The organism is Geothrix sp. 21YS21S-2 (assembly GCF_030846775.1).
Classification (GTDB): domain Bacteria; phylum Acidobacteriota; class Holophagae; order Holophagales; family Holophagaceae; genus Mesoterricola.
In genome coordinates this window covers 4939686-4961672 of record NZ_CP132910.1, presented here as the reverse complement: position 1 = coordinate 4961672, position 21987 = coordinate 4939686, and the positions used below count along the sequence as shown (strand labels likewise).

General features: G+C 70.3%; 20 protein-coding genes and 1 pseudogene. 5 read left to right on the top strand and 16 right to left on the bottom strand.

What is annotated here, in order from left to right; all coding sequences use genetic code 11:
• Positions 1 to 137 precede the first annotated feature (137 nt).
• Positions 138 to 593, top strand: coding sequence for a hypothetical protein (locus RAH40_RS21770; protein ID WP_306599738.1), 456 nt, complete (start codon positions 138 to 140; stop codon positions 591 to 593).
• A gap of 105 nt (positions 594 to 698) precedes the next feature.
• On the opposite strand, the gene RAH40_RS21765 is transcribed toward RAH40_RS21770, so the two are convergent.
• From RAH40_RS21765 to RAH40_RS21700, 14 genes are all read right to left on the bottom strand, one after another.
• Positions 699 to 1415, bottom strand: a complete 717-nt coding sequence (locus RAH40_RS21765) for an ABC transporter ATP-binding protein (protein ID WP_373432591.1) — start codon at positions 1413 to 1415, stop codon at positions 699 to 701.
• Positions 1416 to 1423: 8 nt separating this feature from the next.
• Positions 1424 to 3352 (bottom strand): ATP-binding cassette domain-containing protein, encoded by a 1929-nt coding sequence (locus tag RAH40_RS21760; RefSeq protein WP_306599736.1) that lies wholly within the window; start codon positions 3350 to 3352, stop codon positions 1424 to 1426.
• Positions 3352 to 4206: a branched-chain amino acid ABC transporter permease gene (locus RAH40_RS21755; protein ID WP_373432590.1), complete on the bottom strand. Its 855-nt coding sequence runs from the start codon at positions 4204 to 4206 to the stop codon at positions 3352 to 3354. Before RAH40_RS21755 ends, RAH40_RS21760 begins: the two co-directional genes overlap by 1 nt.
• A 37-nt stretch (positions 4207 to 4243) precedes the next feature.
• The gene (locus RAH40_RS21750) at positions 4244 to 5506 is read right to left on the bottom strand and encodes an ABC transporter substrate-binding protein (RefSeq protein WP_306599734.1); all 1263 of its coding nucleotides are present in this window, start codon (positions 5504 to 5506) and stop codon (positions 4244 to 4246) included.
• Positions 5507 to 5685: 179 nt separating this feature from the next.
• Entirely contained in the window at positions 5686 to 6243 is a 558-nt protein-coding gene (locus RAH40_RS21745) for a hypothetical protein (protein WP_306599733.1), read from the bottom strand.
• A 39-nt stretch (positions 6244 to 6282) separates the two neighbouring features.
• A complete protein-coding gene (locus RAH40_RS21740; RefSeq protein ID WP_306599732.1) occupies positions 6283 to 6573 on the bottom strand; it encodes a DUF2164 domain-containing protein in 291 nt (96 codons plus the stop codon).
• 11 nt (positions 6574 to 6584) lie between these two features.
• Complete coding sequence (locus RAH40_RS21735; protein ID WP_306599731.1) at positions 6585 to 7301, bottom strand: aminotransferase class IV; 717 nt, start codon at positions 7299 to 7301, stop codon at positions 6585 to 6587.
• Positions 7286 to 8542, bottom strand: a complete 1257-nt coding sequence (locus RAH40_RS21730) for an anthranilate synthase component I family protein (RefSeq protein WP_306599730.1) — start codon at positions 8540 to 8542, stop codon at positions 7286 to 7288. Before RAH40_RS21730 ends, RAH40_RS21735 begins: the two co-directional genes overlap by 16 nt.
• On the bottom strand, positions 8520 to 9083 hold the full coding sequence (locus RAH40_RS21725) for an aminodeoxychorismate/anthranilate synthase component II (RefSeq protein WP_306599729.1): 564 nt from the start codon (positions 9081 to 9083) through the stop codon (positions 8520 to 8522). Before RAH40_RS21725 ends, RAH40_RS21730 begins: the two co-directional genes overlap by 23 nt.
• Positions 9084 to 9092: 9 nt before the next feature.
• A complete protein-coding gene (locus tag RAH40_RS21720) occupies positions 9093 to 12782 on the bottom strand; it encodes an ATP-binding protein (protein ID WP_306599728.1) in 3690 nt (1229 codons plus the stop codon).
• 126 nt (positions 12783 to 12908) lie between these two features.
• The gene (locus RAH40_RS21715; protein WP_306599727.1) at positions 12909 to 14141 is read right to left on the bottom strand and encodes an SEL1-like repeat protein; all 1233 of its coding nucleotides are present in this window, start codon (positions 14139 to 14141) and stop codon (positions 12909 to 12911) included.
• Between the two features lie 48 nt (positions 14142 to 14189).
• The gene (locus RAH40_RS21710; protein ID WP_306599726.1) at positions 14190 to 15905 is read right to left on the bottom strand and encodes a DUF885 domain-containing protein; all 1716 of its coding nucleotides are present in this window, start codon (positions 15903 to 15905) and stop codon (positions 14190 to 14192) included.
• Between the two features lie 184 nt (positions 15906 to 16089).
• Positions 16090 to 16719 (bottom strand): bifunctional 2-polyprenyl-6-hydroxyphenol methylase/3-demethylubiquinol 3-O-methyltransferase UbiG, encoded by a 630-nt coding sequence (locus RAH40_RS21705; RefSeq protein WP_306599725.1) that lies wholly within the window; start codon positions 16717 to 16719, stop codon positions 16090 to 16092.
• Between the two features lie 35 nt (positions 16720 to 16754).
• Positions 16755 to 17216, bottom strand: coding sequence for an Rrf2 family transcriptional regulator (locus RAH40_RS21700; protein ID WP_306599724.1), 462 nt, complete (start codon positions 17214 to 17216; stop codon positions 16755 to 16757).
• Positions 17217 to 17616: 400 nt separating this feature from the next.
• Here RAH40_RS21700 and RAH40_RS21695 point away from each other — a divergent pair, with 400 nt between their 5' ends.
• The 4 genes and pseudogenes from RAH40_RS21695 (at position 17617) to RAH40_RS21685 (ending at position 21003) form a co-directional block, all read left to right on the top strand.
• Positions 17617 to 19161 carry an aldehyde dehydrogenase family protein gene (locus RAH40_RS21695; RefSeq protein ID WP_306599723.1) on the top strand — a complete coding sequence of 515 codons (1545 nt, stop codon included), beginning with the start codon at positions 17617 to 17619 and terminating at the stop codon, positions 19159 to 19161.
• 18 nt (positions 19162 to 19179) lie between these two features.
• Positions 19180 to 19347: pseudogene (locus tag RAH40_RS23110) on the top strand (PDZ domain-containing protein); the annotation flags it as partial.
• A 57-nt stretch (positions 19348 to 19404) separates the two neighbouring features.
• Entirely contained in the window at positions 19405 to 20673 is a 1269-nt protein-coding gene (locus tag RAH40_RS21690; protein ID WP_373432589.1) for a DUF512 domain-containing protein, read from the top strand.
• Positions 20674 to 20787: 114 nt separating this feature from the next.
• Entirely contained in the window at positions 20788 to 21003 is a 216-nt protein-coding gene (locus RAH40_RS21685; RefSeq protein ID WP_306599722.1) for a hypothetical protein, read from the top strand.
• Between the two features lie 48 nt (positions 21004 to 21051).
• Here the strand turns inward: RAH40_RS21685 and RAH40_RS21680 are convergent, their stop codons facing one another.
• Positions 21052 to 21546, bottom strand: a complete 495-nt coding sequence (locus tag RAH40_RS21680) for a biopolymer transporter ExbD (RefSeq protein ID WP_306599721.1) — start codon at positions 21544 to 21546, stop codon at positions 21052 to 21054.
• Positions 21546 to 21977 carry an ExbD/TolR family protein gene (locus RAH40_RS21675; protein WP_373432538.1) on the bottom strand — a complete coding sequence of 144 codons (432 nt, stop codon included), beginning with the start codon at positions 21975 to 21977 and terminating at the stop codon, positions 21546 to 21548. Before RAH40_RS21675 ends, RAH40_RS21680 begins: the two co-directional genes overlap by 1 nt.
• Positions 21978 to 21987: the final 10 nt, after the last annotated feature.

Here is a 21987-nt window from a genome sequence, read left to right as displayed (position 1 = left end):
GGGCCCGCAAGGGCGTGGATCCCCATTGCAAGCTCATCAACCACACCGGCGAACCCGGGCGGATGGACGTCACAACTCCCCGGACGGACTGGCCGGGCCCCCCGTTCCCCGGCGACACTGGAACCGAGGAGCCCGCCATGTCCTGCTGTTCCGACCCCAAGGGTTCCTGCTGCGGCCAGCCCCAGGCCCTGCCCTGGTTCTCCGCCCTCTGCGACCCGGTCTTCCGGCGGCGGTTCCTGGTGCGGTACTGGCGGGAGCTGCTCGCGGGCGCCCTGGCCGGCGGCCTCGCGGGCTACGCGGCCCTGGCCCACGGCGACGGGATCGGCGCCCTGGGCCCCCTCCTGGGCGGCCCCTGGTTCCGCCTCCACGCCGTGGCAGTCCTGCCTGCCACCCTGGCGGGGGGCCTGGTCCTGGCCCTGGCTCCCAGGCCCTGGCTGGCCGCGTCCCTGCGGGTGCTGGTCTGCCTGTGCCTGGGCGGAGGGCTGAACGCGTATCTTGAGGGCAGCTGGGCGTCCCTTCCGGCCTTCGGGGTCCTGGGGCTGCCCGTGCTTTGGCTGGCCTGGTTGGTTCTGTCCCGGTTGATGACCGACTGATAGCGCCGTCATCCAACCCGATTGGATTTTTCATCCAGAATTTTGATGAATTAAATATAGCAGTTCAAGGCCTTCGCGCGAATCGGACCGCCCCGCAGGTCGACGCTAGCCCAGGTACGCCTCCACCACCCGCTCGTTCCGCCCCAGGTCCTCCCGCGTCCCCTCCACGGTGATCCGGCCGCGCTCCATGACGTAGGCGTAGTCGGCCACCTCCATGGCGGTCACGGCGAACTGCTCCACCAGGAGCAGCGTCGTGCCCTCGGCCTTGAGGCGGCGGATGGCTTCGTAGACCTCCCGGATGATGACCGGGGCCAGGCCCATGCTGGGCTCGTCCAGGAGCAGGACCTTGGGGCGGGCCATGAGGGCCCGGGCGATGGCCAGCATCTGCTGCTCGCCCCCGGAGAGGGTGCCGGCCTGCTGGCGGCGGCGCTCCTTGAGGCGGGGGAAGCGCTCGTAGGCCTCCTCAAGGTCCCGCGCGGCCTGGCGCCGGAAGCCCAGGAAGCGCGGCAGGCGCGTGTAGGCGCCCAGGAGGAGGTTGTCCTCGGTGGAGAGCGGGCCGAAGACCTTGCGGCCCTCGGGGGAGTGGGCCAGGCCCAGGCGGGCGATGCGCGAGGCGTCCAGGCCCTCCACCTGCTTCCCGTCCAGGACGATGGTGCCCCGGGTCGGGCGCAGGAGGCCCGAGATCAGGCGCATGGCCGTGGTCTTGCCGGCGCCGTTGGCGCCGATGAGGGCGACCACGGAGCCCTGGGCCACTTCCAGCGACACGCCCTGGAGCACGTCCACGCTGCCGTAGCCGCCGTGCAGGTTCTCGATCCTCAGCATGGGCGCGGTCATGACGCGGCCTCCCGGGGCACGCCCAGGTAGGCTTCCAGCACCCTGGGATCGCGCTTGACCTCGGAGGCGCTGCCTTCGGCCAGCATGCGGCCCCCGTCCATCACGGTCACGTAGTGGCAGAGCTCGCTCACCACGTCCATGTGGTGCTCGATGAGCAGGACGGCGATGCCCCGCTCGTGGATCTTCCGGATGACCTCCATCAGGCGCAGCACGTCGGGGTGGGCCAGGCCCGCGGCGGGCTCGTCCAGGATGAGCAGCGCGGGCCTGCGGGCCAGGGCCCGGGCCACCTCCAGGAAGCGCTGGGCGCCGTAGGTGAGGTCCCGGGCGCGCACCCGGGCCTCGCTCTCCAGGCCCACCAGGGCCAGGAGGGCGAGGGCGTCGGCCTGGGCCCGGCGCTCCTCGGCCCGCCCCAGGCCCGCGATCAGGAGCGGCAGGGGCATGCGGAAGGCGCCGTGAAGCGCCACGAGCACGTTGTCCAGGGCGCTGAGCTCCCCGAAGAGCTGGAGGTTCTGGAAGGTGCGGGCCACCCCCGCCCGGGCCATGGGCACCATGCCCAGGCGCGTGATGAGGGAGCCCCGCAGGCGGATCTCGCCGCCGGTGGGCGGGTAGAGGCCGGACACGACGTTCACCAGGGTGCTCTTGCCCGAGCCGTTGGGGCCGATGAGGCCGTGGATGGTGCCGGTCTCCACCGCGAAGGTGATGCCGTCCACCGCCTTGACGCCCCCGAAGTAGCGCCTGAGGTCCTTCACCTCCAGCACCGGCCCCGGCCGGTCCTGCTGCTGGGGCAGCACCTCGTCCAGCCCGGCCCGGGGCGGCAGGGACGCGGGGGGAACCCGGAAGATCCCCGTCAGGAAGCGGGAGGCGAAGCCCATGAGACCCTCGGGCAGGCCCACCACGACCGCGAACAGCAGGAGCGCGAAGATGGCCTTGCGCCAGTCCTCGGTGTTCTTCACCAGGAGTCCGCCCACGGCCAGGAGCCCCGTGGCGGCCACGGGCGCGAGGGCCTGGAAGGCGCCGGTGCGCCGCCGGACCAGGTTCCGGACCCCCGCGGCCAGCGCCGCCAGGAGACCCAGGAAGGCCAGGGCCAGGAAGAGCCGGCGGTCCGAAAGGAGGTTGGGCAGGAGCACCACCACGCAGGCCCCGACGAAGGCGCCCCACAGGCTCTTGCGGCCGCCCAGCACCACGCCCAGGAGCAGGATGACCATGAGGTCGTACGTGAAGATCTGGGGCTGGAGGTACTGGAAGTTGAAGGCGTAGAGCCCCCCGGCCAGGCCCCCCAGCCCCGAGCCCAGGGCGAAGGCGGCCACCTTGTGGCGGTAGGTGCCCACCCCCATGGCGTCCGTGGCGATGGGGCTGTCCCTCAGGGCCTCGAAGGCGCGTCCCCAGTGGGAGCCCAGGAGGTTGCGCATGGTGATCCACACGAGGGCCAGGGCCGCCAGGCAGAGCCAGTAGAAGCCCCGGGACTCCAGGGGCAGCCCCAGGAGGCGCGGCCGGACCAGGCTGAGGCCCTGGGCTCCGCCCGTGAGCCCCTCCAGTTCGTTGAGGGCGGTGACGGTGAGGGCCGAGAAGCTCAGGGTCGCCAGGGCGAACTGCGGCCCATCCAGGCGCAGGGCGGGCAGGGCCAGGATCCCGCCCAGCACGAGGCCCACGAGCGAGGCCGCCAGGAGGGCCGGGACCAGGCCCGCGCCGAACCGGGTGACCGCGATGCCCGCGGCGTAGGCGCCCAGGCCCAGGAAGGCCACCTGCCCCAGGTTGATCTGGCCCAGGTAGCCCACCGACACGTCCAGGCCGATGAGGAGGACGCCGTAGATGGCCAGGAGCGTCAGGAGTCCCAGGGCGTACGGGTTGGTCACGGCCAGCGGCACCGCCGCCAGCACGGCCATGATCAGCACCTCGGCGCCGCGGAGGAGGAGGAAGCGCCGCATCACACCTTCCGGATGGCGGCCCTGCCGAAAAGCCCGTAGGGGCGCGCGGCCAGGGTGAGGATGAGGAGGACGAGACCCGGCGCCTCGCGCCAGCCGCTGCCCAGGTAGAAGCTGGCCAGGCTCTCGATCGCGCCCAGGGCCATGCCCACCAGGACCACCCCGAAGCCCGAGTCCAGGCCCGCCACCACGGCCACGGAGAAGGCCTTGAGCACCAGCACGGCCCCCATGGTGGGCCCCACGGTGGTGATGGGCGAGACCAGGATGCCCGCCAGCGCCGCGACGGCCCCCGACAGCCCGTAGCTGAGCATGACGATGCGCCGCGAGGAGATGCCCATGAGCTCGGCGGCCTCGGGGTCCGCGCTGACCGCCTCGAAGGCCTTGCCCTGCAGGGTGGTGCGCTTGAAGACCTCGATCAGCCCCATGACCGCCAGCGCCCCCGCGGCCACGGACAGTTCCAGGGGCGTGACCTCGATGCCCAGGATGCGCACGGCCTCGGAGGGGATCGGCGTGGGAAAGGGGCGGTCGTCCCGGCCCCAGATGTTCTCCGAGGCCGAGAGCATGAACAGGCCCAGGATGATGGTGAGCATGATCCAGCCCTCGGACTTCTGCTGCAGGGCCAGGCGCACGGCGGCCCGCTCCACCGCGAGCCCGGCCAGCGCCCCGAACGCCAGGGCGCAGGGGACCATGAGTCCGTAGGGCAGGCCGAGGTTGGTGAACGTGAGGGCCACGAAGGCCGACACCATCACCAGTTCCCCCTGGCCGAAGTTGAGGCTCCTGCTGGTGGCGTACGTGAGCTGGAACCCGTAGGCGATGAGCGCGTACACGAGGCCCATGAGGGCCCCGCTCACGGCCATCTGTCCGATGATGCGGGCGTCCACGGGCCGGCCCGGGTCAGGGCTTCTTCTTGCCCTTGAAGGGCGCCGAGGGCGGCACGGGCTTGTCGGCCCGGGCCAGGCGCTCCCTGTCGGCGGGGTTGCCGAAGACCACCTTGCCGTCCATCACCATGCCCATGACGGTCTGCTCCTTCCGGAAGGCCTCGTGGGTCTCCTCCCGGGCGGGATCCCACTTGGCGTAGGGCCGCACCCAGGTGGCGATGACGCCCTTCACCGGCTCCTTCAGGTCCTCCAGGGCCTCCTTGATCCGGTGGGTGTCGGTGCTCTGGGCCTGCTTGACGGCCGCCGCGAAGATCAGCACCGCGTCGTAGCCCTGGGCCGCCGACACCGGCGAGGCCATGCGGGTGACGTTGTAGGCCTTGTGGAAGCTCTCGATGAAGCCCTTCACGCGGGGGTTGATGGGCTCCTCGATGAAGGTCTGGGGCATGAGGGTGCCGTTGCCGTTCTTGCCGGCATTGTCGATGAAATTGGACATGGAGAGCGTCCAGCCCCCGATCAGCGGCACCTTCAGCCCCAGCTTGGCCATGCCGTTGGCCACCGCGGCCAGTTCGGGGCCGATGCCCCAGATGAGCACGGCCTGGGCGCCGCCGCTCTTGGCCTTCAGGAGCTGGGCGGTCATGTCCTTGTCGCCGATGTTGAACTTCTCGGAGGCGATGATCTTGAGCTTGCCGCCCTGGGCGGCGATCTCGCGCACCAGGTCGTCCCGGCCCGACACGCCGTAGTTGGTGGAATCGTAGAGCAGGGCCACCTTCTCGAAGCCGCGGCGCTGCGCCTCGGCCACCACCATGGAGGACTGGATGCCGTCGTGGGCCGCGAACCGGAAGATCGAGAGGTCCTTCACCCCCGCCTGGGACCACTGGGTCATGGACAGCGAACCCGCGGCCGGCGTGATGATCTTGGTGATGCCTTTCTCCTGGTAATGCTTGTCCCCCGCCATGACGACGCCGGTGTTCACCGAGCCCAGGACCCCGGCGAGGCCGGGCATGCTGGCGAGTTCCTGGGCGATGAGGGCTCCCCGCTCGTTCTTGGCCTCGTCGTCGCGCTCGAGCGCCTCGATCTTCAGCTTCGCCCCGCCCACCTGGATCCCGCCGGCGGCGTTGATCTCCGCGATGGCCAGCTTGGCCCCGTCCCGCATCGAGGTGCCCATGGGGGCCGAGCCTCCGGAGAAGGGCCCGGTGAGGGCGATCTTGACGGTGTCGGCACCCGCGAGGGGCAGGACCACAAGCGAAAGGACCAGCGGCGAAAGCGAACGAAGGGCCATGGCGCACTCCTGAAAGCAAGGGGAGGAAGGAAAGAGCGGCATAAGCCTAGCTCTGTTTTCCCAACTTGCAATGATTCAGAAGGGGCTATTTTCTGCTGCTCAATCCTTGAATTCAGAAGACCTATACATCGGCATTTCCGGTATTTTCCGGAAACCGGATTCCGGGGGACCGGCAGGTCTCAGCGCCGCGCCGGCAGCGGCTCCATGAGGGTGCGGACGTGGTCCTCCTGGGGGCCCTGGCCGGGCTTCCGGGCGGGCAGGTCGGCCCGGCCGTACCAGAGGGTCCTCTGGCCGTCCCGGGACATCACCTTGACCATCACCGTGAGGTCCCCGGAGGGCATGGAGTGGCGCGCCGCGGTGAGTTCGGGGGGCGCGCCCCGGGCGCCCCGGCCCTTGCCCCTGCCCTCGCCGCCCGCATCCAGCTTCCTGGCGGGCCCTTCGTCCCTGTCCGCGCCGTCCGCGAGGACGATGACGTTCACCCATGCGTCCGCGACGCCGGCGCCGGCCTGGGTGAAGCCCTTGGCCTTGAGCTCCAGGATGGCCGCGGTGCGGAAGGTGCCGGCATCCACCTCCCGGCGCCCGTCGACGCGGAAGATCAGCTGGCGCGGGTCCAGGGCGAAGGAACGCACGGTCTCCAGCCCCGGGCCCGTGTCGTACGTGAAGCGGGGCCCCTTGCTGCCGCAGGCCAGGCCCAGGACGAGGAGCAGGTAGGCGGCAGGACGGATGGAGGGCGGCATGTCACCAGGATGCCGCGGCCCGGGCCCAGGTTCCCGGGCTCAGCGCCGGTCGGGCCTGCGCGGGACGCCCCTGGCCCCGGAGCCCTTGGTCCAGTAGCCCTCCTCGTGCGCGAAGCAGACGTCCTCCAGGTCCTGGAGCTTCTCCTGCATGAAGGTCCGGGCGTCGGCGACGGCCTGGTTGTAGACGCTGGGGGCGATCTCCTCCAGGCAGTACTTGAGGAACATCGCGGCCTTGAGGTCGCCCACGTCCTCGCCGAAGTTCTCGGTGATGTAGCGCCGGATCGAGCCGGTGAGCCGTTGTTCCAGGTCCTTGGGCAGCTTGATGTCCATGTTCGCTCCGGCTACCAGGATAGGGCATCGGCGGCCTCCCGGAGGGCGCCGGGGACCGGCGCGAAGGCCAGGCCTTCCGCCTCCGCCACGGTACGCAGGCCGCGCAGGGCGCTCACCAGGCCCAGGGCCCGGGCCCGGGCCAGATCCTCCCAGGCCAGGGACGCCTCCCGCGCCAGGCCCGCGTCCAGCAGCACCCGGCGCCCGATGCCCGGCAGGGCGCCGTCCTCCAGGGGGGGCGTCAGGAGGGCGCCGTCCACCAGGGCCAGAAGCGTGCTGCGGCCGCCGTCGCTGAGGCGCCCCGCGGGCGTCGGCGCCAGCACCTCGTCCAGGCCGCGGGCCCCCGCCTCGGCCTGGAGCAGGTGGTTCTCCAGGTAGCTGGTGGTCTTGAACCGGGTGAGGGGGCCCGGGTGCCGCAGGATCCCGCGGCTCAGGCCGATGCGCAGGTCCCGGCCGGGCGCGGGCTCCAGGGGGCCGGTCCAGGCCAGGAGGCGCCCGTCGGCGGCCAGGAGCCGCAGGACCCCCTCCCGGGGCAGGTCGAGGCGCGCCTCCAGGTCCGGCGGGGGCGCGTCCAGGCCCAGGAAGGAGCAGCCCGCGGCCAGCCGCTCCAGATGCAGCGGGAGCCACCGGGCGCGCCCCCCCTGGACGCGGACCGTCTCGAAGAGGCCCGCCCCGAAGCGCAGGGCGCTCCCGGCCAGGTCGACGCGGGTATCCGTCACGAGCGTAAGCATTGGACGAGGCTCCTTCCCTTGTGCACGGTCTCCTCGTACTCCGCGGCGGGGTCCGAGTCCCACACCACGCCGCCGCCCACGCCGAAGCGCAGCTCGGATCCCGCGGCCCAGGCCGAGCGGATGAGGATGGCGAATTCCCCCTGCCCCAGGTCGCTGCGCAGCCAGCCCAGGGTCCCGGTGTAGAGGCGGCGCGGGGCGGGCTCCAACTCCCGGATGAGGGCCATGGCCGCCATCTTCGGGCAGCCCGTGATGGAGCCCCCGGGGAAAAGGGACGCCAGCAGCTCTCCGAACGTCCAGGACGGAGGCAGCGTTCCGGAGACGTCGGCCGCCAGGTGGTGCACGTTGGCGTAGCTCTCCAGCAGGGCGAAGGCGTCCACCCGCACCGGGGGCGGCGCGCAGAACCGGCCCAGGTCGTTGCGCAGCAGGTCCACGATCATGGCCAGCTCGGAGCGGTCCTTGGCCGAGGCCAGGAGGTCCCGGGCGGCGGCCAGGTCCCGGGCGGGGTCGCCGTGGCGCGGGGCGGTGCCCTTGATGGGGCGCGTGAGGAGGCGGCCCCCGCCGATGCGAAGGAAGCACTCGGGGCTCGACGAGACGAGGGTCCACAGCGGGTCGGCCACCAGGGCGGAGTACGGCGCCGGGTTGGCGGCGTGGAGCCTGCGCGCGAGCCGGTCCAGGGCGCCCTCGAAGGCCCAGGTCTCCTGGCGGGTGAGGTTCGCCTGGTACACGTTGCCGCGGGCGATCTCCTCGCGGATGCGGGCCACCTTGGCCATGTGGGAGGCCGCGTCCTCGGTGTCCCCGGTCTTCCGGGCGCGCCAGGCCCCCCGGCCCAGGGAATGCCGGGCCGGGCCGGCCGGGACGCCTTCGCGGACCGCGGTGTGGAGCACGCCCCGGGCGCGGTCGTACACCCGCATCCTCCGGTGGAGGGTCAGGCGCACGTCGGGGACGGGATCCCCGTGCGGGGGCGGGGCCGGCAGGGCGGGGTCCAGGGCGTAGCCGTGCTCGTAGGCCGCCAGGGCCACCAGGTCGGGAAGCACCTCCGGGGCCTCCCCCCGGCGGTGGAAGCGCAGCTCCCCGGGGGCCAGGTCCTCCAGCTCCAGCAGGGGGTCCTCCCCGAGGATCAGCCAGCGGCCCTCGCCGTACAGGAACGCGAAGGGGGTGGCCGGCAGGTCCTCGAAGAACGCCGCCTCGTCCAGGACGCAGGCCCGCGCCTGCCAGGTTTCAGAGATGTCCCAGGAGCGCATTGCGGAAGATCTCCGGGCCCAGGGGCGTGAGGAAGGAATCGGGATGGAACTGCACCCCGGCCAGGGGCAGGCTGCGGTGGCGCATGGCCATGACGAGGCCGTCCGGGGTGCGGGCACTGATCTCGAAGCCGGGGGCCTCGGTCACCACGAGGCTGTGGTAGCGCCCCGCCTCCAGGGGGTCCGGGAGCCCCCGGAAGAGCCCCCGGCCGTCGTGGCGGACGGGGAAGGCCTTGCCGTGCACGGGTTCCGGGGCCCGCTCCACGCGGCCGCCGTGGGCCACGGCCAGCACCTGGTGCCCCAGGCACACCCCGAGGATGGGGATCCGGCCGGAAAAGGCCCGCACCGCCGCCAGGGCCAGCGTGGCCGCCTCCGGCGCCCCGGGGCCGGGGGAGAGCACCAGGAAGTCCGGGTCCGCCTCCAGGAGGCCCGCCAGGGTCACCTGGTCCCGCCGGCGCACGTCCACCGACGCCCCGGCCTCCGCGAGGCAGCGGGCCACGTTGTGGGTGAAGGAGTCCAGGTTGTCCAGGAGCAGGACGCGCATGGTGACAATCTAGCCGACCTCGGCCAGCCTGCGCCTGAGTTCCGCGATGTCGAAGGGCTTGGCCAGGAGGGCGACGCCGGGGTGGGCCGCCACCAGGTCGAGCGCGGCCTGGTCGGCCCTGCCCGTGGCCAGCAGCACCGGCACCCCGGGGCGGAGGCCGCGCAGGCGCGGCAGGGTGACCCCGCCGTCGGCGCCGGGCATGTTCATGTCCAGGATGATCACGTCGGGGCGCTCTCCGGCTTCCAGCAGGGCCAGGGCCTCCTCGCCGCCCTGGGCGGTGGCGACGGCGTGGCCCAGGGCCCGCAGGAGCAGGGGGACCGAAAGCAGGATCAGCTCGTCGTCGTCGACCACCAGGACCCTCAGGGGCCTGGAAGGGGGTGCCTCCGCCGGTCCGGAAGCCGGGGGCGCCCCCGGGCCCGCCACGGCGGCCGGAAGCCGCACCAACACGCGGGTTCCGCGGCCCTGCTCGCTCTGGATCTCCAGCGTCCCCTGGTGGGTCTTGACGGTGCCGTAGACGATGGCGAGGCCCAGGCCTGTGCCCTTGCCCTGGGGTTTCGTGGTGAAGAACGGCTCCAGGGCCTTGTCCAGGACCGCCTGCGACATGCCGGCGCCGGTATCGGCCACTTCCATGAGCACGCCGCCCTCCACGCGGGCGGTGCGCAGGGTCAGGGTGCCCCCTTCCGGCATGGCGTCCACGGCGTTCACGCAGAGGTTCATGAGGCAGTGGTGGAGGGCGGACGGGTCCCCCGAGATGGCGGGCAGGTCCGGCTCGAGGTCCAGGGCGAGGCGCACCTTCTGGAGGGTGGTGCGCTCCAGGAGCTCGACCTCCTGGCGGATCACGGCGTTCAGGTCCACGTCCCGCTCCTCCGCCAGTTCCTGCCTCGCGAAGCCCAGGAGGCCCCTCACGAGGCTCCCGCCCCGCTGGCAGGCGGAGGCGACGGTGGCCATGTCCCGGGCCAGGGCCGAATCCGCCGGCGCGGCCATGCCGTGCACCGATGCCAGGGCCAGGATGGCCCCCAGCACGTTGTTCATGTCGTGGGCCACGCCCCCGGCCAGGCTGCCCAGGCTGTCCATTTTCTGGGTTTCGCGCAGGGCCTTCTCCTGCTGCTTCATGGCCTCGATGTCCGTGCAGGTGCCGAACCACCTGGAGATCGCGCCGGCGGCGTCGAACTGGGGCACGCCCCGGATCAGCCACCACCGGTAGGCTCCGTCGGCGCGCCGCAGCCGGCACTCCAGGGCGTAGGCCCCCCCGGTGGCCGTGGCGCGCTGCCAGGCCTCCCAGGCCCGCTGGCGATCCTCGGGATGGAAGGGCCGGTTCCAGCCGTCCCCATGGCTTTCCTCCATGGTCATGCCGGTGTAGTCCACCCATTGCCGGTTGAAGTAGTCGTTCTTGCCGGCGGCGTCGGTGGTCCAGACGATCTGGGGCATGGCCTCGGCCAGGCTGCGGAAGCGCTGCTCGCTCTCCCTGAGGACCACGTCCACCCGGTCCCGCCCGGCCCGGAGGCGCAGTTCCGCCAGATCCACGTGGGCACGCACGCGGGCCCGCAGCTCCCGGGCGGTGAAGGGCTTGGTGAGGTAGTCGGCGGCGCCCAGGGCCAGGCCGCGGATGCGCTCCTCCTCGCCGGCCCGAGCCGAGAGGAGGATCACGGGGATGGTGCGCAGCGCTTCGTCCGCGCGCAGTTCCCGCAGCAGGCCGAAGCCGTCCAGGCGGGGCATCATGATGTCGGAGAGCACCACCACGGGCGGCTCCCGCCTCACCGCCGCGAGGGCGGCGGCGCCGTCGGGGACGGCCTCCACCTCGAAGTCGTCCGCCAGCAGCCGCATCACGTAGGCGCGCATGTCGGCGTTGTCATCGGCCAGGAGGATCCGCGGGCGCCCGGGGGCCGCCGGCGCCGGCGTCCCGGAGGGCAGCCACTGGGAGGCCTCCTCGAGGTAGAGGCGCGCGGCCTGCGAATCCGGCTGCCGGTACGGGACCGGGGCGGCCGCGGCCTCCGCGGCGCCCGAGGGGATGCGCACCGTGAACGCGCTGCCCCGGCCGGGCGTGCTTTCGACCTGGATGGTTCCGCCGTGGAGGGCCACCAGCTCCCGGGTCAGGGCGAGCCCGATGCCGGCGCCTTCGTGGGTGCGGCCGGGGGTGTTGCGGACGCGGTGGAACCGCTCGAAGACGCGGGGCACCTCCTCCGAGGGGATGCCCGCGCCGGTGTCCCGGACCACCAGCTCGGCCCAGCCCGCCCCTTCCTTCAGCTCCACCCCGATGCCCCCCTCCAGGGTGAACTTGAAGGCGTTGGAGAGCAGGTTCAGGACGATCTTCTCCCACATGTCCCGGTCCACGTTCACGGCCCTGTCCAGGGGCGGGCAGTCCACGGTGAGGGCCAGGCCCGCCTGGGCGCAGGCGGAGCGGAAGTTGCCGGCCAGGTCGGAGGTGAGGGCGGCGAGGTCCGTGGGGGAGAACTCGGCCTGGAGCCGGCCCGCCTCGATGCGGGCGAAATCCAGGAGGGTGTTGACGAGCTTCAGGAGGCGCAGGGCGTTGCGGTGGGCGATGCGAAGGCGTTCCCGGCCGGCCGGGGCCAGCTCCGAAGCCGGGTCGGCCAGTTCGTCCTCCAGGGGGCCCAGCAGCAGGGTGAGGGGCGTGCGGAACTCGTGGCTGACGTTGCTGAAGAACACGGTCTTGGCGCGGTCGATCTCGGCCAGGGCGTCGGCGCGGCGGCGTTCCTCCTCGAAGGCGGTGGCGTTGGCCGCCAGGGAGGTGACGGCCGAGGCCAGGAGCTCGAAGAACGAGCGGTAGGCGTCGTTGAGCGGCAGCCGGGTGCTGAGCCCCGCCACCAGGTAGGCGATGGGGCGCTCCTGGCCCGCCAGGCGGATGGGATGCACCATGGCCGCCTCGACCGGCTCCGGGTAGGGCCCCGCATGCAGGCCCGGAGGGCACAGGGCCGGGCTTCCGCCCGGAGCGCCGCGGCCCACGCCCCAGGCCGGGTCGGGCACCGACAGGTCCACCCGGGCCGGGCACGCCACCGGATCCGCCGGCAGGCCCGTGCGCGCCACCAGGGTGGCGGTCCCATCCCCGGCGCGGTAGAAGAGGGCGAAGGGCACGTCGTTGGCGGCCTCCCCCAGGGCCCCGGCGGCCGCCGCCAGGGCATCGTCCAGCGACAGGGCCTTGATGTCCAGGGCGGCGATGTCGCGCAGGATGCGGGCCCGGCGCTCGGCGAGCATGATGCCGGTGGTCTCCGTGACCGGGTGGAACAGGCCGGCCACCGCGCCGGTTTCGTCCCGGATGGGGCTGAAGGAGAACGTGAAGAAGGTCTCTTCCAGGAAGCCCAGGCGGTCCAGGAACATGCGCTGGTCCCGCAGGAAGGCCGTGGTGCCGGCCAGGGCGCTGCGGAAGGCGTCGCCGATGGCGGGGAAGGCCGAGGCCCAGCACACGGAGAAGTCCTGGCCCATGGCCTCGGGGTGCTTGTCGCCGCAGATGGGCCAGTAGCCGTCGTTGTAGATCTGGGTGTGGTCGGGTCCCCAGGCCAGGGAGATGGGGAAGTTGGAATTGAGGACCAGGCTGACCGTCGTGCGCAGGCTCGGCGGCCAGGTCTCCAGGGGACCCAGCGGGGTGAGGGACCAGTCCTTCTCCCGGATGGCCTTCCCCATCTCGCCCCCGCCCACCAGCCAGGAAGCCTGGATTGATTCCGGATGGGATGGGGCTTTGGACATGGGACCTCGGCGGGACCGCAGGGCGTCCAGGTGACGCCAAGGGATTGTTGAAGGTCACAATATCCCGAATTCCTGCAATGTCCACGGATCAGGGCCTGGGCGGCCGTTCCACGCCTGGGAGCCGCGCTAGGAGTGCTTCCTCCAGGTCTCCGAAGCCCGCTTCTGCCCTTCCGCCACCGCCTCGGGCGAAAGGTCCCGCTCCAGGCGCTCCACCACCTGGGCCGAGGCCGCGTCCCCGCCGGCCTTGGCCAGCAGGAACCACACATAGGCCTCCTGGAGGTTCTTGGGGACCCCCTCGCCCACGAGGAAGGCCGAGCCCAGGAGGGCCTGGGCCTGGGCCAGGCCCTGGTCCGCGGCCTTGCGGTACCACTGGGTGGCCTCGGCGGCATCCTTGCGCAGGCCGGCGCCCTTGGCCAGGAGGGCCCCCAGGTGGCACTGGGCGTCGGCATTGCCCTGCTCGGCGGCCTTGCGGGTCCACTTAAGGGCCTCGGCCGGGTCCTTCCCGGCGCCCTCGCCCCGCTCCAGCATCCAGCCCAGGGCTGCCTGGGCCGCGGGGTTGCCGTGCTCGGAGGCCAGGCGGTACCACTTCACGGCCTGGGCCGGATCCTTGGCGACGCCCGTGCCCGAGGCGCACATGGCCCCCATCTGGCCTTCCGCCAAGGGGTCGCCCTTCTCGGCGGCCTTGCGGTACCAGGTGGCGGCCTGGGCCGGATCGGCGGCCACGCCCTCCCCGGCCTCGTACATCCATCCCAGGAGGGACTGGGCGCCGGCCACCCCCTGCCCCGCGGCCTTGGTGAGCAGGGCCACGGCCTGGGCCGGGTCCTTCCGGACGCCGTCGCCCCGGGCGTAGAAATAGCCCGCGAGGTACTGGGCGTTGGGATCCCCCTGGTCCGCGGCCATGCGGTAGTACTTCAGGGCATCGGCGGGGTTGCGGGCCACGCCTTCGCCCTTGTCGAGCATCACGGCCAGATTGTACTGGGCCAGGGCGCTGCCCTGGTCCGCGGCGAGGCGGTAGAACCTCGCGGCCTCGGCCGGGTCCTTCTTCACGGCCTCGCCCTGGGTGCACATCCAGGCCATCTGGACCTGGGCCTTCAGGACGCCCTGCTCGGCGGCGAGGCGGTACCACCTTGCGGCCTCGGCCATGTTCCGGGGCACGCCGTCCCCCCGGGCGAACATCTCCGCCAGCGACAGCTGGGCCTGGGCGACGCCCTTTTCCGCCAGCGGCTGCCAGAGGGCCATGGCCGCGGCGTAGTCCTGGCGCTGGAAGGCCTCCATCCCCTTCTTCAGGTCCTGCGGCTGCCGGGAGCAGGCGAGGACCAGAAGCAGGGCCGTGGGGAGGGCGGTCGGGTGGAACTTCATGGCTTCTCCGGGGGCACTTCCTATGCTGACATCCCCGGCCCGAAAATCCTACAGCCCCATCAGCCGGCGCACGAACTTGGGGGCCAGGGTCCCGAAGCCAAGTACCTGATCATGATAGAGCTTCTGATCGAAGGGCTTGCGCTCCCGCTTCGCCCGGGCCTCCGCCGCGGCGCGGAGGTCGTCCATCTCCGCCGCGCCCACGAAGTAGGTGCTGAGCTGGGTGGAGGTCAGGCAGGCCCGCTTCCACTTGCCCACGGCCTCCCCCTCCTCCTGGAAGCCCTCGTCCATCATGAGCTTCAGGGCCTGGGCCTCGGTCATGCCGGCGGTGTGGATCTTCTGGTCCAGGATGGCGTTGATGGTCACCCGCAGGCGCATCTTCAGCTGCTGGAGGCGCACCTCCGGGCCCCCGAAGCCCATCCGGGCCATGACCTGCTCCCCGTACACCGCCCAGCCCTCGGCGAACAGGCCGCTGGAGAAGACCGCGCGCACCAGGGTCGGGCCCTGGTAGAGGTTGGCGATGGCGCCCTGGAGGTAGTGCCCGGGCATGGCCTCGTGGACCGTCAGGTCCTTGAGCATGGCGTCGTTGTATTCCCGGAAGTAGGAAGCGGCCCGCGCGGGGCTCCAGTCGGCGGGGGTGGGATCGATGCAGTAGAAGGTGGTGCCGTTCTTCTCGAGGGGGCCCGGGGTCTCGCAGTAGGCCCCGGCGACACCCCGGGCGTACTCGGGGGTGACCTTGACCCGCACGGGGCTGGTGGGGAGGGTCACGATGCCGCGGGCGCGCACGAAGTCGGTGGCCTCGGCCAGGTCCCGCGTGGCCTGGGCGACGATGGTCGCGTTGTCGGGGTGGCGCTCGGCGATGCGGTCCAGCACGGCCTTGACGGCGTCGCGGTCGCCGGCTCCGGCCCGGTCCGGGAACCAGGCCCGGTGGAGGGGCCGCGCCACCTCCGCCATCTCGGCGTGGATGGCCTTCAGGCTCGCCTCGGCCCGGACCAGGATGGCCTCGGGCGTGAGGCCGGAGCTCAGCGTCGTGCCAAGGCGCTTGCGGAACGCAGCCTTGCCGATGCGGAAGTCGCCGTTGGACCGCGGCAGGAGATCGGCCTTCAGCCAGGCGATGAAGTCCTCCAGCGCCCGGGCCGCCTGGGCCTGGGCCGGCGCCAGGTCCTCCTTCAGCCCGGCCTGGGCCGCGGCCTCGGTCACGCCGTCCCGCACCAGGCCCAGGGTGCCCTGGAACTGCTGGATGGCGGTCTCGGTGAAGATCCGCGGCGGATTGTCCAGGTTGGCCCGGGCCGCGGCCAGGAGGGCCGGGATCCCCTGCAGCCGCCCCTTCACGGAGGCCAGCCGCCGGCCCGGGGAGGCGAAGTCCCTGGAAAGAAGGCCGTCCAGGGCGCCGCCGGGGTTGTACATCAGCGGGTTCCGGCGCCAGACCTCCAGCTCCGCGAGGTCCTGGAGCGTGGCGCCGAGGGTGTCCAGGAGGACCTCCCGGTCCACGCGGTTGGCAGGCGAGAGCTGCTCCGGCCGGATGCCCCGGAGGAGGCCCGACATATGCCGCGCCCAGGCGAGCTGCTCGGCGACGCCCCGGGCGCTGAGGTCCTGGAGACGGTCGTCCCAGCGGTGATCGCCCAACTGGGTGGCGCCCTCCGGGGAGAACCGCAGGGTGTCCTCGACGATGATCCTGGCGAGGGACTGGAAGGTGGCGTCCTTGGCCGGGGCGGCCTGGAGGGCCAGGCCGGCGACGCAGGCGGTGAGCAGGGATCCAAGGCGCATGGGGCATCTCCGGGGGATGCCGCCAAGGATACCAAAGTAAACGGGTCTTCATGGATTTCCGACAGACCCGGGAGGACTGAATTCATCTGGGGCCGACCCTTCATCCCAGCGATTCGTCAGGTTCGGGAGAAGAACCTAGCGCCGGCGCTGATTTTCGCGAAAACGTGCCGATGCCTCACGATGTTCACGTCATTTCGCCCTTCATGCAAAACACGTTGATGAACGGGAAAGAGCCACCGCCCGGCATCAGCTCATCGATCTCGGAGAGCGCGACCAACCCGTGCGGACCGAACTCCCGCTCAACCGAACCGGTGTCGTAAAAAAACATCTGCAGGCCGGGTCCTCTCTCGTACCAATCCTCGCCCAGCCTTTCTCCTTGCCCATACATCGGCGCTTTCTTCGAGATGACGGTGAAAATCATGTGCCCGCCTGGCGCGAGCTGTCGGTAGCAGTCCTGGATGAGCTTTGCACGTCCCGCTGGATCCAGGAGATGGATGAGTCCATAGCAGAAGATGCCATCGTACGGCCTGCTGTCGTACGGCATGTCCGCTACCGAGCCGTGGTGGATGGGGATCTGAAGGCCGAGCTGGGAACGGGCGAGAGAGATCGCCGTGTCAGAGATCTCGATCCCGGTGACGGACATCCCGCGATCCAGGAACCCCTTGGCGTTCCTGCCGTACCCTACCCCGGGGATAAGGACATCCTTGATGCCCATTCGAGCGAAGTAATCGCTCGCGAGGTTGGCGGAGGCGGTCGGCTCGTTTCCCCATATCAGTTGCTTCTCAGTAAAAGCCGTTTCCCAGAATTCAGTCATATCAATCCCGGCCCTTGCTTCGGTGGTGAATGGGTCTAGGCATGGCTCGTCTCCAGATGAGGTGATCCGCCACGGGCAGCAAGGCGTTTGCAAACGTCGGCGCTCAGCGCCGCGAGTGTCACCTCGCCAAGGCGCGAAAGCAGCAGCGCCTCCGCATCCTGAAATGACTTATTTAGTACGGCATTTACGGTCTGTTCGACAAGGCAGCCGGGCGCATCCGTGCGGTTGCCGATGGCGAGTAGCGAAGGGCAGCCAAGCGCATTGTACACATCGCGCAGAGTCACCTTCGATAGGCCGCAGGCCAGCGTCCAGCCACCGCCATGTCCCTTTTCCGATCGGACGTACCCCGCGTTCCGAAGGCCAGCCATGATCTGGCGGATCACCACGGGATTGGTGTTCAGTGCTTTCGCCAGGACTTCCGAAGTCAGAGGGGCACCCTGCTGCGCCATGTGGAGTAGGACGTGGAGGACTCCGGATAATCGGCTATCTCGTCTCATGTAAGTTATTGTATTACGTAATGCGCCAAGTATCAACCGCGTTGAGTGAATTCGTCGCGAATCCCCTCAGCCGGGTCTGGAACGTTGCGCACCCTTGCCGACGCAGGACAAAAGACCTTGCGACGTCATTCGATACCGAACCAGGCCCGAAAACCAGGCGCGGCCAGGATCTGCCCCCCTACTCCGAGAAGGACCAATTAGGCGAGGTTCATAGTGCCCCCGGCCCGTGGAAGGCCCCTAGTTACATCAATATGATTTTCAGATTCAGTTTGATCGCACGCCCGGAGAGATAATGCCTGTAAATCCCAAGCCGAGTCCATGCGGCACAACCCTTGCACAAGGAAATGACGGCAACGGCCGTTTCAGGCTCACTTCATGGAATCCGGCAGGAGACTCCCTCATGGAACAGCGCACCCTCAACCCCCGCACCCGCATCGAAAGGCGGGCCGAACCCCCCACGTACCGCCAGCAGGTCACCCGGGCGGTGAACCCCGCCACCTTCGAGATGATCGGCGCGGTTCCCCAGACCCCCGAGGCCCTGGTGCCGACCTTCGTCGAGCGGGCCCGGCGCGCCGCCGACGCCTGGGGCCTCGCCGGGTGGGAGGAGCGGGCGCGCACCCTGGGCAAGCTGCGGACCCTCATCGCCGACCGTTCCGCGGAGATCGCCGGAACCATCTCCCGCAGCATGGGCAAGCCCCTGCTCGAGGCCCTCCACTTCGACGTGGGCATGGTGCTGGAGGACCTGGACGATTACATCCACCACGCCGAGAACTACCTGGCCGACGAGAAGGTGGACCTGCCCCCCCGCATGGAACGGCACAAGACGGCCCTCATCCGCTACGCCCCCCGGGGCGTCGTGTGCGTCATCTCCCCCTGGAACTTCCCCTTCGAGCTGGCCCTTTCCCCGGCCATCGCGGCCCTGGCGGCGGGCAACGCCGTGATCCTCAAGCCCACCTCCGCGGCGCCCCTGGTGGGGGACCTCATCGAGAAGCTCTTCGCCGAGGCCTTCCCGGAGTGGCCGGGGCTGGCCCAGGTGGTCCACGGGCCCGGCAAGGTGGGCACGGTGGTGGCCACGGCGCCCGGCGTGGATTTCGTGTGCTTCACGGGCTCCACGTCCGTGGGCCGGGAACTCCAGTCCCGGCTGGCGCCCCTCCTGCGGCCCTGCCTCCTGGAGCTGGGGGGCAGCGACCCGCTGATCGTCTGCGCCGACGCCAACCTGGAGCGGGCCGCCAACGCGACGGTGTACGGCCGCTTCTGCAACAACGGCCAGGTGTGCGCCGCGGTGAAGCGGGTGTACTGCCACGAGTCCATCAGCCGGTCCTTCATCGAGAAGGTCATCGCCAAGGTGAACGTCCTGAAGCTGGGCCCCTGCGACGACCCCACCTCCGACGTCGGCCCCCTGGCCAACGACCGAGCCATCAGCACCCTCCGGTCCCTTCTGCACGACGCCCTGGACAAGGGCGCCAAGCTGGTGGCGGGGGGCTTCCCGGCCATCCAGGCCGGCTGGTACTGGCAGCCCACGGTGATCACCAACGTCGATCACTCCATGCGGATCATGAAGGAGGAGACCTTCGGCCCCATCCTCCCCATCTGCACCGTGAAGGATGACGAGGAGGCGATCGAGCTGGCCAACGACAACGACTACGGCCTGGACGCCTACGTCTTCACCAACGACATGCGCCGCGCCCAGAAGATCGCCAACCGCCTCCGGGCCGGATCCGTGGACATCAACGACGTGGTCGTCAACTACGTCATCCGGGACATCCCCTTCGGCGGCGTCAAGCAGTCCGGCCACAACCGTTACCACGGGAAGATCGGCCTGCGCCTGTTCACGGAGTACAAGGGCATGGTCATCGACGACGGCGCCACGGACGCCGAACCCGATTGGTTCCCCTACACCGAAGCCAAGCTGGAGCAGGCGAAGGAGCGATGCTCCCGGCCCTGACCCCTTGGATCCCGGGTTAGACTGGGAAACCAAGGGAGTTCCATGGCGCAAAAGGGTGTCCTCGTCATTTCAGTCGAACCGGAGAGCCTGGCCTGGGAGGCCGGCCTCCGGGCCGGGGACACCCTGCTCGAGATCAACGGGGAACCGGTTCTGGATCAGCTCAGCTACCAGTTCCTCATCAGCCAGCGGGACGAGACCCGGCTCGCCTACAAGCGGCCCGACGGGAGCCGCGGCACCGCCGTCGTGGAGAACGGCGAGAACGGCATCGGCCTGGACCTGGCCCAGGACCAGGTGAAGGTGTGCAAGCAGAACTGCATCTTCTGCTTCGTGCTGCAGATGCCCAAGGGGTACCGGAAGTCCCTGTACCTGAAGGACGAGGACATCCGGCTCTCCTTTCTTTACGGCCACTTCAGCACGCTTTCCTCCAGCGACGACGCCGAGCTGGACCGCATCGTGCGCGAACGGCTCTCCCCCATCCACGTGAGCGTCCACGCCACGGATCCCGTGGTGCGGGCGAAGGTGGTGGGCAATCCCCGGGAGGGGAACATCCTGCGCAAGATCGACCGGCTCCTGGAGGGGGGCGTGGACATCCACACCCAGGCCGTGCTGGTGCCGGGCATCAACGACGGCGAGGTGTGGGAGAAGACCGTGCGGGAACTCTGGGAGCGCCGGGCCTTCCAGACCGAGGGGCCCTGGGCCGGCAAGGGCGGGGTGCTGAGCCTCTCCTGCGTCCCCGTGGGGCTCACGTCCCACCGGGACGGCCTGCCCTCCATCCCCGACGTGGACCCGGCCTTCGCGGCCGCGTGGGCCCGGCGCTGGATTCCCGAGGTGCGCCGCCATACGGCGGCCAACCACGGCGAGCCCTGGCTGCTGCTGGCCGACGAGTGGTTCACCCGGGCGGACATCCCGGTGCCGGGCCGGGCCTTCTATTCCCAGTCCTGGGCCCAGCTGGAAAACGGGGTGGGCCTGGTCCGGAAGTTCCTGGAGCACACCCGCCGCTTCGTGCGGACCCCCAAGGCCATGGACTTCCAGGGCCGCAAGGTGCTGGTGCTCACCGGCAGCAGCTTCGCCCCGGTGCTCAACCGCACCCTGGCCCAGGTGAACCGCCAGTGCGGCAGCGAGCTGCGGGCCGTGGCGGCGCCCAACAACGCCTTCGGCTCGAGCGTCACGGTGGCCGGGCTCCTGTGCGGACGGGACCTGGCCTATGCCGCCCATGCCGACCGGGACGCCCACGGCGGCAACCTGCGCTGGGTGGACGCCGTGGTGATCCCCAGCGCCTCCCTGCGGGTCCACACCGGCCCCACCGACCAGTACGCCCTGGACGACGGCAGCGAACCCACCCCCTCCAACCAGTTCCTGGACGACATGACCCTGGCCGAGCTGGAGCGGGAGGTGGGCGTCCCGGTGGTGCCCAGCGGCGCCAACCTGTCCCAGCTCCTGGACCACCTCCACGCCAGCGACCGGTTCCACACCGAGGGCATGAACCTGCCCCAGGGAGCCTACAACCCCTGAATTCGTTCGAATCCGCTTGATCCCGGCAGGAATCGGCGAAAAAATACGCTACCGCCCCCTTGGCAGTTCGTATCCCCATGGGCCGTACCCGAACGGCCCCATGAAGGCCGATCCATGACCTCCGACGCCCTCCTCGCCCTCATCATTGTGGCCTCCCTGGCCGCCATGATCCTGGTGCTTGCCGTGGTGTTCGGCAGCAACCGCCGGCGCAGGGACCGGCGGCGCAGGCGCCTGTTCGCGCCCATCGAACGCCGCAAGAAGCCCAGGCGCCAGAAGTCCATCGGCCCCTACCTGGCCTGGCGGATCCACCTCCTCCGTTCCAAAAAATGAAAACGGGCCGGAGATTCCGGCCCGTTTCCTCCGATCCCTGGGGATCGTCTAGCTGGTGGGGGTGCGCTTCTTGACCGCAGCCACCACCTTCACGTCGCCGCCGTCCAGGCCGGTGCCGACGAACTCGGGGCGGAGGGCGGTTTCCCGCTTGGCCCGGTCGCTGGCGACCTTGATCTGGTCGAGGACGTTGACGGCATACTGGTACGCCTGCTCCTCATCCACCCGCAGGAAGACCTTCCGCATGCCCGAAGGCTGCAGCTGGACCACGGGGGAGAGCTTGTCGGCCAGCTCGGCGAGCTGGATCTTGTCGTTCTGGAGCATGAGATCGCCGTTCTGGTCGATGGTGACGACCAGAGGGGGATTCTTCGGATCGGGCGGGGTGGGCCTGTCGACCTTCACCACCTGGGGCACCACGACGGGCAGGGCCTTGGAGAGGCCGGGCACCATCACGATGAACACGATCAGAAGCACGAGAACGATGTCGATGAGGGGCGTGACGTTGATATCGCTTTTGGCTTTGCCCTTCGGGCCACCGGCGTCCATTATTTAGCCCCCCCGGTGCTCTTGTCCTCGCTGGTGACGATGGAGGCCTCGTCGGCCCCGCCCTCACGGCAGATCTGGAAGAGCTCATCTACGTTTTTGAAGGGAATGTCGGCGTCGGCCTTGATGAACACGCGCCGGTCGCTGAGGTACATCATCGACTGCTTGATGTACTGGATGAGCTGCTGCTTCTTGGCGTCATCCTTGTAGGTGAACGTCAGGGCATTGCCCTTGGCGTCCTTGGCGTCCTTGTCGTCCACCATGATCGGAGCCGGGCCATCGATGACGCCCTTGGCGTCGCGGTGGGCGGGGAGGATCAGGGTGAGGTACTTGGCACCTGCCTGGGTTTCGGGTTTGAGACTGTGCTTGGACAGCGGGAGCCGCACAGCGTTGTTCACGGCGGGCGTGATCACGATGAAGATGATCAGCAGCACCAGAACGATG

Excerpts from the sequence above, each read along its gene's own strand:
- RAH40_RS21725 (WP_306599729.1), bottom strand. The coding sequence starts at position 9,083 with ATGCGCGTCCTGCTCCTGGACAACCTGGACTCCTTCACCCACAACGTG.
- RAH40_RS21720 (WP_306599728.1), bottom strand. The coding sequence starts at position 12,782 with ATGTCCAAAGCCCCATCCCATCCGGAATCAATCCAGGCTTCCTGGCTG.
- RAH40_RS21715 (WP_306599727.1), bottom strand. The coding sequence starts at position 14,141 with ATGAAGTTCCACCCGACCGCCCTCCCCACGGCCCTGCTTCTGGTCCTC.
- RAH40_RS21735 (WP_306599731.1), bottom strand. The coding sequence starts at position 7,301 with ATGCTTACGCTCGTGACGGATACCCGCGTCGACCTGGCCGGGAGCGCC.
- RAH40_RS21740 (WP_306599732.1), bottom strand. The coding sequence starts at position 6,573 with ATGGACATCAAGCTGCCCAAGGACCTGGAACAACGGCTCACCGGCTCG.
- RAH40_RS21680 (WP_306599721.1), bottom strand. The coding sequence starts at position 21,546 with ATGGACGCCGGTGGCCCGAAGGGCAAAGCCAAAAGCGATATCAACGTC.
- RAH40_RS21750 (WP_306599734.1), bottom strand. The coding sequence starts at position 5,506 with ATGGCCCTTCGTTCGCTTTCGCCGCTGGTCCTTTCGCTTGTGGTCCTG.
- RAH40_RS21705 (WP_306599725.1), bottom strand. The coding sequence starts at position 16,719 with ATGACTGAATTCTGGGAAACGGCTTTTACTGAGAAGCAACTGATATGG.
- RAH40_RS21730 (WP_306599730.1), bottom strand. The coding sequence starts at position 8,542 with ATGCGCTCCTGGGACATCTCTGAAACCTGGCAGGCGCGGGCCTGCGTC.
- RAH40_RS21700 (WP_306599724.1), bottom strand. The coding sequence starts at position 17,216 with ATGAGACGAGATAGCCGATTATCCGGAGTCCTCCACGTCCTACTCCAC.
- RAH40_RS21685 (WP_306599722.1), top strand. The coding sequence starts at position 20,788 with ATGACCTCCGACGCCCTCCTCGCCCTCATCATTGTGGCCTCCCTGGCC.
- RAH40_RS21695 (WP_306599723.1), top strand. The coding sequence starts at position 17,617 with ATGGAACAGCGCACCCTCAACCCCCGCACCCGCATCGAAAGGCGGGCC.
- RAH40_RS21755 (WP_373432590.1), bottom strand. The coding sequence starts at position 4,206 with ATGGCCGTGAGCGGGGCCCTCATGGGCCTCGTGTACGCGCTCATCGCC.
- RAH40_RS21760 (WP_306599736.1), bottom strand. The coding sequence starts at position 3,352 with ATGCGGCGCTTCCTCCTCCTCCGCGGCGCCGAGGTGCTGATCATGGCC.
- RAH40_RS21745 (WP_306599733.1), bottom strand. The coding sequence starts at position 6,243 with ATGCCGCCCTCCATCCGTCCTGCCGCCTACCTGCTCCTCGTCCTGGGC.
- RAH40_RS21770 (WP_306599738.1), top strand. The coding sequence starts at position 138 with ATGTCCTGCTGTTCCGACCCCAAGGGTTCCTGCTGCGGCCAGCCCCAG.
- RAH40_RS21710 (WP_306599726.1), bottom strand. The coding sequence starts at position 15,905 with ATGCGCCTTGGATCCCTGCTCACCGCCTGCGTCGCCGGCCTGGCCCTC.
- RAH40_RS21765 (WP_373432591.1), bottom strand. The coding sequence starts at position 1,415 with ATGCTGAGGATCGAGAACCTGCACGGCGGCTACGGCAGCGTGGACGTG.